Annotated in this window: 11 protein-coding genes and 1 pseudogene; 6 read left to right on the top strand and 6 right to left on the bottom strand. The window is 40.5% G+C overall.

Annotation, left to right across the window (positions count from 1 at the left end; genetic code table 11):
- A pseudogene (locus AC805_RS26580) lies at window positions 1-172 on the top strand (IS630 family transposase); the annotation flags it as partial.
- 72 nt (window positions 173-244) lie between these two features.
- Here the strand turns inward: AC805_RS26580 and AC805_RS22570 are convergent.
- The 5 genes from AC805_RS22570 to psbH form a co-directional block, all read right to left on the bottom strand.
- Window positions 245-1,489 carry an FAD-dependent oxidoreductase gene (locus AC805_RS22570; RefSeq protein WP_055077494.1) on the bottom strand — a complete coding sequence of 415 codons (1,245 nt, stop codon included), beginning with the start codon at window positions 1,487-1,489 and terminating at the stop codon, window positions 245-247.
- A 70-nt stretch (window positions 1,490-1,559) separates the two neighbouring features.
- Complete coding sequence (locus AC805_RS22565) at window positions 1,560-3,110, bottom strand: NAD(P)/FAD-dependent oxidoreductase (protein ID WP_055077493.1); 1,551 nt, start codon at window positions 3,108-3,110, stop codon at window positions 1,560-1,562.
- A gap of 382 nt (window positions 3,111-3,492) precedes the next feature.
- Entirely contained in the window at window positions 3,493-4,374 is an 882-nt protein-coding gene (locus AC805_RS22560) for a hypothetical protein (protein WP_055077492.1), read from the bottom strand.
- Between the two features lie 80 nt (window positions 4,375-4,454).
- A complete protein-coding gene (locus AC805_RS22555; protein ID WP_055077491.1) occupies window positions 4,455-6,392 on the bottom strand; it encodes a HEAT repeat domain-containing protein in 1,938 nt (645 codons plus the stop codon).
- Window positions 6,393-6,897: 505 nt separating this feature from the next.
- Window positions 6,898-7,092, bottom strand: a complete 195-nt coding sequence (gene psbH, locus AC805_RS22550) for a photosystem II reaction center phosphoprotein PsbH (RefSeq protein WP_009627767.1) — start codon at window positions 7,090-7,092, stop codon at window positions 6,898-6,900.
- A 77-nt stretch (window positions 7,093-7,169) separates the two neighbouring features.
- On the opposite strand from psbH, the gene psbN reads away from it, so the two are divergent.
- The 4 genes from psbN (at window position 7,170) to AC805_RS22530 (ending at window position 9,132) form a co-directional block, all read left to right on the top strand.
- Complete coding sequence (psbN, locus tag AC805_RS22545) at window positions 7,170-7,301, top strand: photosystem II reaction center protein PsbN (RefSeq protein ID WP_009627766.1); 132 nt, start codon at window positions 7,170-7,172, stop codon at window positions 7,299-7,301.
- A gap of 105 nt (window positions 7,302-7,406) precedes the next feature.
- Complete coding sequence (locus AC805_RS22540; protein WP_055077490.1) at window positions 7,407-7,829, top strand: molybdenum cofactor biosynthesis protein MoaE; 423 nt, start codon at window positions 7,407-7,409, stop codon at window positions 7,827-7,829.
- 69 nt (window positions 7,830-7,898) lie between these two features.
- The gene (locus AC805_RS22535) at window positions 7,899-8,492 is read left to right on the top strand and encodes a DNA-3-methyladenine glycosylase (protein ID WP_055077495.1); all 594 of its coding nucleotides are present in this window, start codon (window positions 7,899-7,901) and stop codon (window positions 8,490-8,492) included.
- A gap of 322 nt (window positions 8,493-8,814) precedes the next feature.
- Complete coding sequence (locus tag AC805_RS22530) at window positions 8,815-9,132, top strand: STAS domain-containing protein (protein ID WP_072143727.1); 318 nt, start codon at window positions 8,815-8,817, stop codon at window positions 9,130-9,132.
- 286 nt (window positions 9,133-9,418) lie between these two features.
- Here AC805_RS22530 and AC805_RS22525 read toward each other — a convergent pair whose 3' ends face one another.
- Window positions 9,419-13,897 (bottom strand): PAS domain S-box protein, encoded by a 4,479-nt coding sequence (locus AC805_RS22525; protein ID WP_156341542.1) that lies wholly within the window; start codon window positions 13,895-13,897, stop codon window positions 9,419-9,421.
- 1,242 nt (window positions 13,898-15,139) lie between these two features.
- Between AC805_RS22525 and AC805_RS22520 the strand changes: the two genes are divergently transcribed.
- Window positions 15,140-16,354, top strand: a complete 1,215-nt coding sequence (locus tag AC805_RS22520) for a response regulator (RefSeq protein WP_055077487.1) — start codon at window positions 15,140-15,142, stop codon at window positions 16,352-16,354.
- Window positions 16,355-16,435 lie beyond the last annotated feature (81 nt).

The raw sequence follows: 16,435 nt of genomic DNA, 5'->3' as shown, positions 1-16,435 counted from the left end.
TTTAAATCGCCAATGTCTCGACCGTCGTATTCCTGATAAACAGCTTTTGATTCAGGAAGTCTCGGCTTGGGAAAATCGCAGGAATTCTCTCTCTTGTAAAGTCAATTGGCAATTTACTACTGCTGATGCTCGCATTAAATTGCTTCGCCTTTACCCGTCAATAATTACTTGACTGCCTACTAGTGGCGGTCATTAACCAAAGAGCGTACCGCTCGCGTAGCAGGCGTTACGCTCGTCTAGGTTCTTAGCTACTTAACAAAACTTTAATTTGTTCTACACCAACCAGTTCAGCAACTCGATAGGCTGAAGCGATCGCCCCTTCATGCAAACCATCACCGAGATATGCCCCGACATGGTAAGTATTATTCTCTCCATTAGTGGCTACTACTTCATCACGGTATCGAAAAGCGTCAGTCGTATATAAAGGAGTATGATGCTTTTGGATGTGAATAAAGCGATCGCGAGCGATTATCTCTTCTAGTTGGTAAGACAGGAAATATTTTTGTGGTGATGAAATATTGCAAAGTTGATTCAAATAACTATTGTAGCCCCAACGAGTATCCGTTTGAAAGAAATCAAACTCTGATGGTTGTTTGATGCCATAGCGATCGTAAATGGAAGCATCTTGATGGACTACGCTATCCACATAATTAGGCTGCCAATGGGAAAATCGTTTGATTTCCGATGCAGTTGGATTGGCTAATCGGGCAAGAACTTGATCGGGTGGTGTGGCGAATACGACTTTATCAAATTCCTCAACTTCACCTGTAGATTGAATAATTTTTATGATATTTGGGCTTCTGACAATGCGATCGACTTCCACATTTAGCCAAATCTTGCCCTTAAATCGCGCCAAAATTTTCTCAATGTAGGAATAAACTCCACCTTGAATTCTGAGCCATTTGACTGCCACATCATCTCGTAAAACAGGCATCGCTAACTCTGCTGGAAAATCGTCAATCATCTCCAAAGGCATAGAGTAACTATACATAACTAGCAACTTTAGCCAAGTATTGCGAGTACAGGGACGTTTTAAATATTGCGATAATGGCTGATTATAGAAATCTTTTATAGTTGCAAATCTTATCCTTAGCCATAATTTTGCGGAACGGGCATAGAGAGTATCAAGGCGTAAATATTCGATGAGACGACGCAACCCTGTAAAGTTATTCTGAATGGTGACTCTTGATAGATAGTGACTGCCATTTTTAAAAAACATTGCCGAGCCAATGTTAACAGGTTCTAGTTCGACTTCTAATTCCTGCATCAGTGTTAAGAAGTGATGAAAGGTAGCAGGAAATTCGATTACTCCGCATTCGAGAATCTCTGGGCAATCTGATTGGTTTGGCTGCACATTTTTGTTCAATGTCCGAATATGTCCACCTAAACTTGCTTGTCGCTCAAAAACAGTAACTTGATGTCCCTGTTTATCGAGAAGGTAGGCTGTAGCCATACCACTCGCACCACCGCCAATAATCGCAATTTTCATAATAGAGTTCTCAATTCATAGAATAAATATTGAATCCAAAACCAGTTAAAAGTTTTGCTTTGCAAAACTTTTAACTGGTTTTTGGGATTTCGCCTAAAATCACATCACCAGATAATCTTTGATACAGCAATGCGCCCGTCCAAATCGTCGGAGCAAATCCAGGGTAGCCCGATGAAGCATTACAGAAATAGAAATGCTTGAGGGAAGTTTCGTGATTTAAGCGTCCTAGCCCCATATTCTGAGGTGTCAAACTAGAACCATAGGAATTACCATTGGGACACCAGCAAAACCTCTCATTGGTTGTCGGGCTGCCCGTAATATGAAAAGCTAGATGCTTTCTAAAGTTCGGTACGTATTTGTCTTCGACCACATCAAGAATCGAATCGAAAATCTCCTGCTTTTTGCGTTTATAAGCTTGGCGATCGCACTCTTGTAGTTGCTTGAAGTAGTCATAATTTGCCACTGTGAGAAATTCGACAATCTGACTATCTTCGGGGCAATCTTCACTTGATTCGGTAAGTAAAGTGGGAGTAGTGATCGCAAAACTGGGATTAGAAAAATCATGGCGATCGTACATTTGAGCAAAGGCTTCATTAAGATTTTGATGTCCCGTATGAAAGAGATTCCATTTCCCAAAGCCATAGTCGCGCAGGTCAATATCTTTAACCACACAATAAGCCATGTAGTTCGATACCGAATATTCATAGTCGAGTTTGCGACGCACTGTTTTAGAGAATTGTGACTCGCCAATCATTTTGGCAGCTTTTTTAGGATCAATATTGCAAATCACCCTATCACCAACAAACTCATCGGTTTGATGGCTCAGCAGATTCATTGTCTGAACTCCCGTCACAGTTCTATTTGTCAGCCTAAAGTTGGTGACTTCATAATTGAGTAATACTTGCCCTCCCTTAGATTCAATCACCTTAACTAATGAGTTAATCACATGCTCAAAATGCTGGGTTGGGTAATAGGCTCCTGCTTGGTAGCCTCGAAATAACACCACCCACGCATAGAAAGAGAGTTGATTGGGTGGCAATAAAAAATCTAGCCATTGTAGAGCTAGTAGAGTTTGAGCAGCTTGGGGAAGTTGAAACTTGTCAAATACATCTTGCAGGGTGCTATTGAGATATTGCACCGTAGAAAAGACTTCGATTGGATGCTTTAGTAATTCGATAGGATTAAGCGGCGGTGATAATTTTTTTAATCCTTGTCCCGTCTGTTCTACTGTATTGACAAATTGGCGAAGGCGATCGCAAGATTCTGGGAATAGCAAAGATAGGCGCTGAATTAGTTCTTCTGGATCTGAAGGAATATCTACAGCATATTCTGGCATCCGCATATGGTCAAAGCCTTGGGGATCGTATCTCTCAAAGGTAACTTCTTTCTCTAAACCTAATTTTTTTAGTACCCGATTCACAGTTTGTCCTTCACCACAGTCCCAGACATAGTGAAATTGGGCATTAAACTTATATTTTTTTGCCATCGTAAATGTATGCCCAAATCCGCCAGCATGTTCATGGGCTTCAAGGATTTGGACAGTTTTGCCTGAGTGTGCCATCAAAGCACCAAATGTTAATGCAGATAAACCACTACCCACGATCAAGTAATCAGTTTTCATATGGAGTATTACCAATCATAAAATCTTTCAACATTTTTTTCATTTGCGAATTCTTATCTATAGCAGTGTAAGTTTTACTTGGGATATAAAACCCAAAAGATGGGCGGTGGTGCTTCGCGCCGCCCATCTTTTGGGTTTTGATTTGTACGAAATCAAGCATTGCTGTAGTGTCTCTTGTTCATTTCAAAACAATTGACGAAGTATGTTCTCTAAATACTTTGATAGATCAATGCTTGGTTTCTTGAATGATTTGATTGATTACGACTTAAAATGTAATAAGTATTAGGACTTCGCAAAAGAACGAAATATAAGGGCAATTCATGAATTGCTCCTACTGTGGGTAATAAGCACGATCATGTTCCATATCGCTCAATCTCTCAATTCATGATAATTCGAGACATGAGAAATATTTAAGGCTTGTCCATGATGATGCTAATGGAGAAATCATAAGCCCCACGGAAATAAGTACAAGGACGATCGCACACTTGAACAATGCAAAAAATATTGAGTTGCTAATCTCATAAAAAGCTGCGACTTTATTAAGTACTCTTAAGCCCAAACAACTTAGAAACCACAAAATCCCTTCAATAATTCCAAGATATATCCCTTGAAAAAACAATGTAAAATCCCAAAATCCATCCCAACTAATATCCCTTGCTGCTTGGAGCGTGAAAATATGAAAAGTGAAGGTTGAAAGAATCCATAGTAACAAGGGAAAAGAGAAACTCTTAAGGATTTGATTAATTCTCAAAGCTAAGGGAATTTTCCATTTCACAATCAAGAAACCTAGGAGCAGAATTAGAAACGGCATTAAAAAGTAGAGAGCATATTGAAAAACGAAAAAATCGTAGGGATAGCTTCCATTGAAAAATTTGAGATTGTTATTAAATCTTATTCCCTTAGTTTTGACATCAGTGCAAAGCTGCTCTTTTGTGGCAAACTTTGTGACTGCTTTAGTAGACTCATTAAACAAAAAAAACTGCTTCTCAGTTTTTCCAATAATTGCCCCATCATAAAAACCAAAATCGCTTACTCCCTCAACATAAACATTAGAGCGACTGATCCTCCCATTATTTTCATTCCCATAAATTGCTGCACCTTTGACATCAGACGGCAAGCTGTCGGTATTCCCAATTTTATTACCTCCAAGAGTTGAAATTTCCCATTCTGAAAAGCCTGCCCTTGCCCAAGTAGGATTTTGGAGGCTGAAGGTTAAAATTAACAGTACAAGAAACTGAATCAATTTAAAAGCAGGGGACTTCATAAAAATGTCATGCCTAACTAGGATTTTTGAATCTGTTCTTCAGAAAGTCAGTTGGCAACTTTTGATGCATAAAGTTTTTGTCAAAGATCAAGACTGTAAAAACCACAGATTTTTTGTATTTTCGCTAATGCCTCAAATGCTTCAGGATTCTCGAAGGCTGGAGTATCCCAATCTGCAAGCATTGGAAGTCGAGAAAAAATTGGAAGCATAGATACCACTAAATCCATTCTGCCATCTGATGCCCAAAAATCTGCCAAGCCACACATAGTTTCTGCTGCCCATTCTCTTATAAAATCCTCACTAACTTCAAGGAATTCAACTAAACCATTTATTGCCTCTGGTAAATAACATTTGGCTAGCGCTTTTGCTGAATATTGGCGAACCCGTTTATCTTCACTTTCAAGACCTTGGATAAAAATGTCTTTATTGTCAACATCTCTTATGTTACCCAATGCTTCAACTACTTTAGCAAGCCCGTAAGAAATTTCATTCTCAAAATCCCTCCTCAAGTTAGGAATAGCTGATTTAGAACCCATTATTCCTAACGCAGAGGCAGATTCACGTCTTAAGAATGAATCATCGCTTTCCAATGTTCTTAACAACGCAGGAATTGCCACTTCAGCATTTAGTTTTCCCAGAGTCATTGCAGCATCTTCTCTTAATTCAGAAGCATCATCTTCAAGTATTTCAAGTAATTTGGGAATTCCTGCAATAATATTTTTCTCACAGATTAATTCTATAATGCTTCTTTTAACATCGACATCATTATCTTCTAATCCTTGCAACACCAAGGAAATATCGATCTCAGATTTTACTTTTTTGAGTGCAGAAATGGCATAACGACGCACCAATGGTTCTTGATCTTCAAGTGCTAGAAGTAATTCTGTAATTACATCGTCAGGCGATATATTACCTAAAATGGAAATGGCATACATTCTCACATTAGAATCAACATCTTTGAGTACTTCTAGCAAATTTGGAATGATATATGTAAAATCTTCATCTCCATCTATCAAACGATCTAAAGCTCTAGCAGCTTTCCATTTAAAATTAGAATTTAGACTTTGAAGAGAATTAAGTAAATTTGAAATTGCTTTGTGTCTTAATCCTGCCTGCTCTAATGCAACAGATACTGTAGATGGCAATGAGAAATCTTCCTCGGTTATGAGTATTCTATTTAGATTCTCAAATATAGTTTCATTTCTAGTGGCTACATATAGCTGCCCTAGAGCCAATGCCGCAGATTGACGAACATTTAGATCTTCTTTGTTTAATGAATCTATCAAAATTGGAGTAACATCTTCAATTCCTTCACAAGTTGATAATTCTCCAAGGGCTTCAGCAATATCACATCTTCCCAAAAAATGCTTCTCATCCTTGAGCATTTGCCCCAACTTAGGAATAGCCTTTTGCACTCCTTGGACTTTTGCCATCTTTCCTAAAGAACGAGCAGCAGCGAATCTTACAAATTGCTCAGGATCTTCAAGAGCATTGATCAAATCGGCAATTATTCTTTCAATATCTTTAAATAAATAGAGTTCTCCAAGTGTATTAGCTGCTGCTGCTCTTATTTGCCAATCAGAATTGCGAAGTGCATCACTTAAATTAGAAAGCGCAAGATCTGCTTTTTGTGAATTGGCTGATTTCTCAAGTATCTCTTCTGGTCTATCACTAATAAAATGACTAGGATGATTGTCAAATATAATTTCTATAAATCTTGTAATTCCTTCTCCAGATTTTGCGATTCTGATTAAGTACATATCCAACCAATCAGGTCGTTCATCCTCTAACAAAATAGCGATCGCCTTCTCTTGAAATTCTAATTTAACAGCACCTGCAAGTTTTGCCCCTAATTGCAAATCAATTTCTAAACCTAAACTTACAATTCGTAGAGCTTGTTGCTCATTTTCTAGAGTAGTTAGAAATTCTATTATCGTTTCTGTCCATTTAAGATAGTTGAGGTAATCGGATTTAATTATGCGATCGCTCAATTCCAAAAAATTGCAAGGTAAAACCATGATTTTATGTACTTACATTTTTTATTTTAAGATTATCTTAACAGTAGTTGGCACTGGTCAGCTAATGGGAGATGGATTCTGAAATACCCATGTCATGCCAACAAAAAAGGCGCAAATATGTCGATCATGCTTTTGCTGATCAGTGCTGATTCTAAATCAATGAATACTTACGCTTTGTATCTTAGTCAAGCAATTCATGTAAATCATTCATGAAATAAAACAGGATGCCGTCACAATTACTCAATAGCAATTCAGAAGTATAAGCGAAGGTAATAACAGTGATGTAGATTTTAATTTGGGGTAGCTCAACTAGCGCCAGCATTGTCATTAATTATCTGTTAGATGAACTCAACAAATATGTACCTCAGCCTAATTAAAATCCAGAGCTAAAACCTGCGGCGCACGCTGCGCGTGCGCCGCAGGTCTTAGGGTTTTATATTTAAGCTCACTTACTTACATTAAAGGCACGCAAAGCGTGCCTTTAATATGGGCTTAGAACTGAAAATCAACCACCCCAGTTAAGATTAACGCCATCAAGGATCAAGGAGGCGTTATACAACTGGAGAATAATGACTAGAAATACAAGGAACAAAGCCATGAAAATAGCCATGAGGGGAGTCGTGCCCCAACCGCGAGAGACTTTACCGTATTCTGCATTCAGCGGTCTGAGAATATCACCAAGCCATGTACGTTGTGACATAAGTTTGTTTTCTTAAAGGGATTGTTACAAAATAGTATAATTGTAATTTAGAATAACTCAAATCATTGGTTCAATTCATGGAAAACGCAACTTCGATCGCAATTACTATCGCCGTATGTGTAATCTGCTTAACGGCTTATGCGATATACGTGGCGTTTGGTCCTCCGAACAAGGAATTAGTCGATCAATTTGAAGAGCACGAAGATTAATTTTTAACCTCGCCAGTAATTATCAGCAGTAATTATCGCCAGTAAATATCGGCATAATATCGGCAGTAATTACTGCCGATATTATGCCATTGAAATTTTATAGCTATGAATGATCATTTCCGACTAACCCATGAGGCTCTAGATGTAGCAGCAGCTTATGCGATCGCCGACAATGCCCGAAATGGCGCAGTCGTCCTCATGAGTGGCATGGTACGCAATCAGACAGGGGGACGTGCTGTTGATTATTTGGATTATCAAGCCTACGACACGATGGCTTTACAAGTTTTTCAACAAATTAGCGATCGCTGCCATCGACAATTTCCCATTACCGATGTGGTCATCCACCATCGACTAGGAAAACTGAAAATCGGGGAAATCAGCGTGCTAGTTGCCGTAGGCTCGCCCCATCGCGGCGAAGCTTTCGAGGCCTGTCGCTATGCGATCGACACCTTAAAGGTGGAAGCACCAATCTGGAAAAAAGAATTTTGGCTGGATGGCGTTAGTAGCTGGGTCAATTGCCCCATATAAATCCCAGCAAATATTTTAAGAGTGCCGCTTCGCGGCACTCTTAAAATATTTGCTGGGATTTATCTTGCTATGCTTCTAGAAAAATCTTTTTTTGCCCGCCCTGCCCAAGAAGTCGCGCCAGAACTACTAGGCTGCAAGTTAGTCCGCAGCATTGCAGGGGAGGAATATCGGGGAATTATTGTGGAAACTGAAGCCTATGACGCAACCGATCCCGCTTGTCACGGCTATCGGCGCAAGACTGCTCGCAATGCGGCAATTTTTGGCGCTCCCTGTACGGCTTATGTTTACTTAATCTATGGAATTTACCATTGCGTCAATATCGTGACCGATCGCGAAGATTTCTGTAGTGCGGTGTTAATTCGGGCGATCGAATGCGATCGCTTGCCTAGTTGGAGTAAAGATAAGCCCAATCGAGCAGGCTCAGGGCCGGGGAAACTATGCCGTTTATTACAAATAGATCGCCAACTAGATGGAGTGGCTTTACATCCCGATCGGCATCTATGGCTAGAAGCGCGATCGCCAGATTTTAACGAACCCATCGTGCAAACCACCAGAATCGGAATTACCCAAGGCATAGACATCCCTTGGCGGTGGTACCTAAGCGATCGCACCTCTGTATCTCGCAAAAATTCCACAAAGCAGAAGATTACTCCTCATACCTAAGCAGGAGGGTGGCGGCGCGATGCGCCACCACCCTCCTCTTGGGCTTGTAGCAAGGCTCATGATGACAGCTAGAAGTAACTTTTTAGTAAACATACTCATAACTTTAGGGATAACCTTTTAATAACTTTTGGAGAAATAAATACTTAAGCAAGGGAGTACTATGACTCCATGAAACGGACTGTTTGCCCCTTGGGGACTTTTCCTTGAGGAAGCTATCTAGAGACTCCTGCAAACATTTTTATTAAGCCCTTACATAAGTCAATTTACTTAAAATTAAATATTTTTTAGCTTCTAAACATCGAGGAGCAAGGAGAGAATCATCATGCGTATAGAAGTAATGCAACCCATTGGTCACCTTGATGCGACCAGCACTAATTATTTTCGTCAACAAGCAAGCGATGTGCTAGATCGCAAGCCTGACGTACTACTTATCGATCTCCAGCATCTAAAACAAATGGATAGCTCGGGATTAGGAGCCTTAATTTTTGCGTTAAGAACCTCTAAGGCGATCGGCTGCAAGTTTGCCATCTGCTCCATCAGCGAATATGTGGACTTTCTCTTAGAAGTAACCTCAATGAAGACTTTGTTTGAGGTATTTGAAAATCGCAGCCACTTTGAGCACTCGCTCAAACAAGCTTAGGACAAATAAACCCCAAGAATTGACTGGCGGAGCGAAGCTCCGCCAGTCAATTCTTGGGGTTTATGTCCCAGTATAGCTATAGCCACTTAAGTCAGGACATCAAACCCAATAGAGAGTTGCGGCGCGAAGCGCCGCAACTCTCTATTGGGTTTGATGTCCTGACTTATAGCGCATTGCGCTCAAACCCAAACCAAGGAAATTTTTGAAAGCGTTGCTTCGCAACGCTTTCAAAAATTTCCTTGTGGTTCGTTTGATCGATAATTGCTGTAAGTGAATATAGCTATAACTATGCGGAACTACTCAATAACCTTTGGATAGTTGCAGTTAGATGGGAAAGTTGTACGGGTTTTGCCAAATATTCATTGGCTCCAACTGCCATACATTTCTCGCGATCGCTTTGCATCGCCAAAGCTGTTAACGCCACAATGGGAATATGTTTGAGAAAGGGATTGGCACGGATAATTTCAATCGCCGCAATGCCGTCGAGTACAGGCATTTGGATATCCATAAGCACGAGATTGGGCTTTTGGGTGATCGCTAGATCGATTGCTTCTTGACCATTAGCCGCTAAAATCACCCGATATCCTCGACTAGTGAGGTAATTAGCAAAGGTTTCAATATTAATTGGGTTATCATCTGCCAACAAAATTAGAGGATTAATTAATAAATCTTGCTCTAAACTATTCTCTAATAGTTTCCTTTCTAAGTTCTCTGGGTTCTCTAGCTTTTCTAGCCCCTCTTCGCCATGATATTTCGTTACGGAATGAGTCTGCTCCCTATCTACACTATCTACAGATCCGATCTCCAACTCGTAGGGTAAAAAGATAGAAAAACAACTTCCTTGCCCAATTTGGCTATTTACAGTCACACAGCCGCCATGCAATTCGGCAATTTGCTTGACAAGGGTAAGCCCCAGCCCTGTTCCCGAATATTGTCGATTTAAACTACTATCAATCTGAACGAAGGCTTGAAATAATTTACAGATGTCGGCTGGAGAAATACCGATACCCGTATCCGTGACAGAAAAAACGATCGCATGGGAATATTCAGGACTTGCCTTTAGGGTTGTTGCCTCGATATCTTGAAGCTTAACTTCCAATTTGACATTGCCACCATTAGACGTAAACTTGACCGCATTACTGAGCAGATTGATCAAGGCTTGACGCATTCGCCGCTCGTCCACTGCGATCATCTTCAGGCTGCGATGGATTGATAGGCGGAGCTGGACATTGCGCTTTTGTGCTGCTTGCCTAACTAAGTTCAGACTTGATTGGCATAAATAATCGATAGCCACAGGACTAATTTCGAGATCTAATTTCCCTGCACCAATTTTGGCTACATCCAAAATGTCATTAATTAATTCCAGTAAATGTCTACCACTCGTTTCAATTAGGGATAGCGATCGCTTTTGGCGATCGTTGACATCACCAAATACTCCTGACATCAAGCCCTCAGACATACCTAAAACTGCATTCAGAGGAGTACGGAGTTCATGGCTCATATTCGCAAGGAATTCATCCTTCAGTCTAGTCGCTCGCGCAAGTTCGGCATTAGTTTCACCCAACTGTTGATTAGCGGCTTGTAGTTCGCTGGTGCGCTGCTCGACCCTTAGCTCTAATTGTTGATTGAGCTGATAGAGGGCATCAATAGCCTCTTGTCTTTCGATTTCCGCACTAATCCTAGCGGCAAAAACCCTGAGCATCGCATCGGCTCTCTCCAAATTAGCGATCGGTTTGCGATCGAGAATGCATAGGCTGCCGATGGGCTTATCGCTACTGCTAAAAATTGCTCTCCCTAGATAGGATTCGACTGGTAAATCTTTGACGGATTCGCAATCGGGGAAATACCTCTTTAATTTCTCAGGACAGCAGTATTTTCCTTGTTTAATTGTCAACGAACAAGGAGTATTACTTAAGGGAATGATCGATACTGATTGTTGCTTTCCATCGATCCAAGAGATGATGGTCTCCAATCGATCCTCCATAAGTTTAGAGACAATGACATAACTCACTCCTAGGGCTTTGGCAATATATTCTGCTAAGGTGGGAAAGAAGTCCTCACCAGTATGAGCAGCCGCCCCTTCGACTAAACTTTGCAAGGCTGCTTCATCCTGTTTGCGATCGCTGATATCCTCGATAATTTCAATAAAAAATGGAGTGCGATCGACTTCATTAACAATTTTGGAACTGGTTGTCTTCACCCAAACAGTCCTGTTATCTCGGTGTAAGAGGCGCTTTTCCATGTGATAACTTTCAAGTTCGTTAGAAAGAACAAGATTCCGCAATCGGAGATTCTCTTCTATATCCTCAGGCAGCATATTGTCTGTGAATCGCATTGATGCTAATTCCCGTTCAGAATAACCAATCATCTCTTGATAGCAGGGATTAGTTCTGATAAATTTACCATCAAGGTCGGTAATTGCCATCCCCACCGCAGATTGCTCGAACATGCCACTTAACAGAGACTCACTAGCTCTCAGGCGTTGCTCGCTACGATGTAACGCCATCTCCGCCCATTTGCGATCGCTAATATCGCGCACAATGATCAGAACTTCGTTCTCGCTACAAACAGAAATGCGGACTTCTTCAACATGTAAATTCCCATCAATAATAATTTCTTGATCGTAGATCTGTCTTTTACCCGTCAGCAAAGCCTTACGAATATATTGCATTCGCGTTTCTGCCAAATCTATGGGGAAATCAGTATTATAAATATTTTTGCCAATTATTTCCTTTGTATCAAATATGTTAAAAGTTTCGGTTGGGAAAAAGTCCAGATAAGTTCCATCCCCAGACATCCGTATAATTAAATCAGGTAAAGCATCAATTAGATTTTTTTGATTGCTTTCGCTCTCCCTCAGAGCAGTCTCTACCTGTTTGCGTTCAATTGCTAAGCTAGCCAGATTAATGACCAGACTCACCAATTCCATCTCATCATCGGAAGGAGTCCGAATTTCAGGGTAATACATCGCTAATGAGCCTAAGACAATCCCTGATTTAGCAAAAATAGGTATCGACCAACAGGCAAGCAATCCCACTTCTAGAGCAAAATCACGATGGTTTTGCCATAGGGGATCGGTCGCAATATCGGTCACGATGACGGGGGCTTTTCGATACATCGCAGTGCCACAAGATCCTGCGTATTCCCCGATTTCGATACCTTCGATCGCTTTTATATAGCTTTTAGGAAGACTAGGGGCAATGCCACAGACTAGTTTTTTTCCTTCCACCCGTAAGATCGAGCAATACATTTGATGGGATTGCGATTCAATGAATTGAACGATCGCAGTCAAAATTTGTGATAGCTCCGCACCCTGCGCAATCAACTCCAATATTTGCCGCTGCTTTGCTAAGTGCAGATCTTGGCGCTTGCGATTGCTAATATCCTCTACTACAGCGGCAATTTGTTCAATTTCTCCATGACTATTCTTGAGAGGAAAGCAGCGTCCCCAAATCCACCGAATATCTCCATCGGGGCGCACAATGCGATATTCCTCACTAAAGCAACCACTAAAGGCAGTTAAAGTATAGGCTTGAGCAATACGCTCTTGATCGTCGGGATGAATAGATTGCATCCAAGAATCGGGATCTTGGTATAAACTTTCATTGGATTTACCCCAGATTTCTGCATATCTCGGACTTACATAAAGTAACTTACCCGAAGAAAGTTCGCGAATTACAATCACCCCACGATTATTATCAGCAAACTGGCGAAACATATCATTACTATGGGCTAGTGCGGTCGTTCTTTCCTGCACTTGGCTTTCTAATAACTTATTACGACTTTTGAGTAGTTCGAGATTTTCCTGCTCTAGCCTTGACATTTTTGTTTCCAATATCGAGACTAATTTGTAAATTTCAGTTGGTTGGATTGCCCCTAATAGATCGGCTTGGCTGACGATTCCTTCTAATCTGCCATCGGCACTCGTAATAAGCACATGATTGATCATTCTCTCTTGCATTAACTCCCGCACATCCCATAATGTCTCCTCGGAATCGATAGACACAGGCGGGAAACTCATCACTAACTGTACTGGTGATGTAAATAGATCTAATCCCAAGGCAAGGTATTGGATAATGTCACCTTCCGTAACTATTCCTATGGGAAATAAAGCATTCTCTAGCTCTTCAACAACCACGACCGAGCTGACGGAACTCTCTAAGATCAAGTTAGCGACCTTCGCAACGGAATCCATCTGTCGGGCGCAAACCACATCGGTAACCATTATTTCTTTTACCTGACGTAGGCGTAACATATCGATGGGGCGTAGTAGTTGCCGTAAACTCTCATGGGTGAGTAATCCGACTACTTCACCTAGATCGTTGACTAGGGGCAAATGACGAATATGAAAGCGATGAAAGCGATTGATAGGGACGAGGATATCGATGAATTCCCATTCCAGCAGCGACTGCACGGGATAGGTCATCACTTCAGCGATCGCAGTTTCCAGTAAATTACTTACGGATTTTTGGGGGAATTCCCCATTATTGACAGTCTCAGTTCCCAGCTTAATTAAGTCATGCTCAGTCAAAATCCCGATGAGTTTTTTCCCCTCCGTCACTAAGACGCAACTATTTTGAGCATGAGCTAATTGCAAATTTAACGCGGTATCAATATCGCAGGACAAACTACAGGCTTGTCCGCCTTTGCTCATTAAAGCGATCGCTTCAGCAACTGTTGCACTTGCCGCAATTGTCAAGGGATCGCGGATGATTGCTTGTTCAAATAGGAATTGCTGATTGTCAGCGTACATAGGTTGAAACACGAAATCTTACCCGCAAAAAATTTATATTTTTTTTACTCAAACATCCCTTAATAAAATTTTACTTTAATTTTTGAATATTTAGGTTGTAAATCTCCAATTTTTATCAATTTGGCAAATGTTTGCCAAATGTTTGCCAAATGTTTGCTAAATGTTTTTGGCTTCCTCTGTTTTGGGAAAGGTTCGGGAAAGATTTGAGAAGGATATTTCTGCGCCTAGGTAATTCTCAAAATTGCTTGGGATTCTCATATAGAAATCCTGAGTGAGTGAGAGGGGTTTCGACTATTCTCAGCCATCTATATAAGTTGGCTGAGCGTAATACGTTGGCTGAGCGTAATACGTTGGCTGAGCGTAATACGTTGGCTGAGCGTAATACGTTGGCTGAGCGTAGTCGAAGCCCCATTTTTCTCGTGAATGATTTAAGAATGCTACGGCACATTTAAAATAACTAACAAAACAACTAATAAAATAACTAATTAAAATAACTAAGTTTACATACCGCTAAATACATTTAAAACAAAAATTCAAAGAATAAAATCAAATACTGGAAGACTCTTAAATACTTGGTTATTGGCGAAGGTATCAACAAATGTATTTTAATGTATTTTATATTTATTTATCCTAAAAACAGATCGACTTAAGATAGACTTAATTGGTAAGTAAATAAATCTAAATCCTCAATAAACACTAAACAATTTAATAGAGCTGTACTTACGAGTATCCGTCGTTATTGTTAAATCATTCTGAGTTTATAAAATTTTACATAATGATCGTCGGATTGGCTATAACGAATTTCTAATCCGACTAAATAGGGTTTTAGTTCTTGTATCGGCAATTGCTACATTTCACCCTTGAATTTATGATATAGGCTTGTTATGGAAATGCAAAAAACTTATTTAAAAAACAGGCTCAAGTAATAAATTTAAATAATAAATTCAAACAAGGAAAATTATCAAACATTTTCTGGGAGCATAATAATAAACGACATAATAAACGAGGACTATGGTAAGATACCCTTTCTAAAGCTATCCAATTATACAAAATCACTTAAGCTAAGAATTGTTCTTGTTCTATAGATAAATAAATGCAATTATAGTAAACGTATACATAGCCGTTTACAAGGCTGTTTACATGGTTGTTTTGTGCTTATTAGGCAGTCAGTCAGTTTAAAAGGTATTTATGCAATAAGGGAATAGTCAGTGATAAATACTCTTTAGCCCCTTTGGCTTTCGATACAGCAAACAAATGCTACTTACCCAACTTTCTCCAGTGGACACATCAATACAAGCCCTTCCTAAGTTTATCCAAGATTTGAATCATTTATATGTTCTGTTTCAACAGGCTACTGGTGAATTATTGGTGACTGGCGACAATGAAGCCGAGCCTGTTTGGAACATATATTTCTATCTTGGGCGATTAGTATATGCAACTGGCGGCAAGCACCGCATTCGCAGATTGGCTAGAGCCATTCGACAGCATTCACCTAATATCAATATTCAAGAATTGCTCGAACATGCCAATCTCACTACTGAGGCTTGGGAGTTAAAGGTCATCGAGCAGGCAGTTCAAGAGAACCTTTTGACCACAGAACAGGTGAGAGCGGTCATTCAGTCCAGCATTCATGAGGTGTTTTATAGTCTCAGCAATCAAAAACAGCCCAAATCATCTTGGAAGCCTTTAGAATCCCTAGTCTTTAAACCCGTAGTTGCCCTATCTATGGGGCAAACCCTAGATAGTGTTGTGGCTGCCCAACAAAGGTGGCAACAGGCAGGGCTTTCCCATGTCCAAAACATGATCCAAGGGTTTTCCTTCGACTTAGCTCCTTACATTAATAATGCCGATCAATTGGATGTGATGCTAAAGGCGGAAGCCATCACCTCTAAAACCTATAGGACGCTTAAAAAAATTGTTAATGGCAAGAATACTCTATGGGACATGTCGATCATCATGCATTGCTCGATGATTGCTGTTATGCGATCGCTTTTACCGTTAGTTGTCGATGGAATTGTCGCTTTTCAGGAGGTACCTGACTGGACATCCTCGAAATGGAAATTGCCTAGTAAGCCTCAGGAAATTGTGCGCCGAGGGCTGGTTGCCTGCATCGATGATAGTCCGCAAGTAGCCGTAGAAATGCGCCGTATCCTTGAGCCCTTAGGTTATGAAGTTTTAGGAATTACTGAGCCTTTACAAAGTGTGAGCACCCTACTGCAACGGAAGCCCGATCTGATTTTCCTTGATTTGATCATGCCAAATACCAATGGCTATGAATTATGTACTTTTTTGCGAAAAACGACTACATTTCAAGAAATTCCCATCGTGATTCTGACTGGAAGGGATGGGATGATTGATCGAGTGCGGGCAAAGATGGCGGGCTCCTCTGATTTTATGAGCAAGCCTCCAGATCCTGCAAAAGTTATGCAGATAATGCGTAAGTTTTTGCAAGTCCCTGAGACTAACTAATTTGTAACAGCTCTCACTTAGACTAAGTAAGTAGGCTTAATTAAATATAAAACCCTAAAACCTGCGGCGCACGCGCAGCGT

The sequence above is a fragment of the Pseudanabaena sp. 'Roaring Creek' genome, from assembly GCF_001402795.1.
Lineage (GTDB): Bacteria > Cyanobacteriota > Cyanobacteriia > Pseudanabaenales > Pseudanabaenaceae > Pseudanabaena.
This window is presented reverse-complemented; position numbering and strand designations above follow the sequence as displayed.

Coding starts and splice junctions, on each gene's coding strand:
- psbN (WP_009627766.1), top strand. CDS start 7,170: ATGGAAAACGCAACTTCGATCGCAATTACTATCGCCGTATGTGTAATC.
- AC805_RS22535 (WP_055077495.1), top strand. CDS start 7,899: ATGCTTCTAGAAAAATCTTTTTTTGCCCGCCCTGCCCAAGAAGTCGCG.
- AC805_RS22560 (WP_055077492.1), bottom strand. CDS start 4,374: ATGAAGTCCCCTGCTTTTAAATTGATTCAGTTTCTTGTACTGTTAATT.
- AC805_RS22565 (WP_055077493.1), bottom strand. CDS start 3,110: ATGAAAACTGATTACTTGATCGTGGGTAGTGGTTTATCTGCATTAACA.
- AC805_RS22530 (WP_072143727.1), top strand. CDS start 8,815: ATGCGTATAGAAGTAATGCAACCCATTGGTCACCTTGATGCGACCAGC.
- AC805_RS22555 (WP_055077491.1), bottom strand. CDS start 6,392: ATGGTTTTACCTTGCAATTTTTTGGAATTGAGCGATCGCATAATTAAA.
- psbH (WP_009627767.1), bottom strand. CDS start 7,092: ATGTCACAACGTACATGGCTTGGTGATATTCTCAGACCGCTGAATGCA.
- AC805_RS22570 (WP_055077494.1), bottom strand. CDS start 1,489: ATGAAAATTGCGATTATTGGCGGTGGTGCGAGTGGTATGGCTACAGCC.
- AC805_RS22520 (WP_055077487.1), top strand. CDS start 15,140: ATGCTACTTACCCAACTTTCTCCAGTGGACACATCAATACAAGCCCTT.
- AC805_RS22540 (WP_055077490.1), top strand. CDS start 7,407: ATGAATGATCATTTCCGACTAACCCATGAGGCTCTAGATGTAGCAGCA.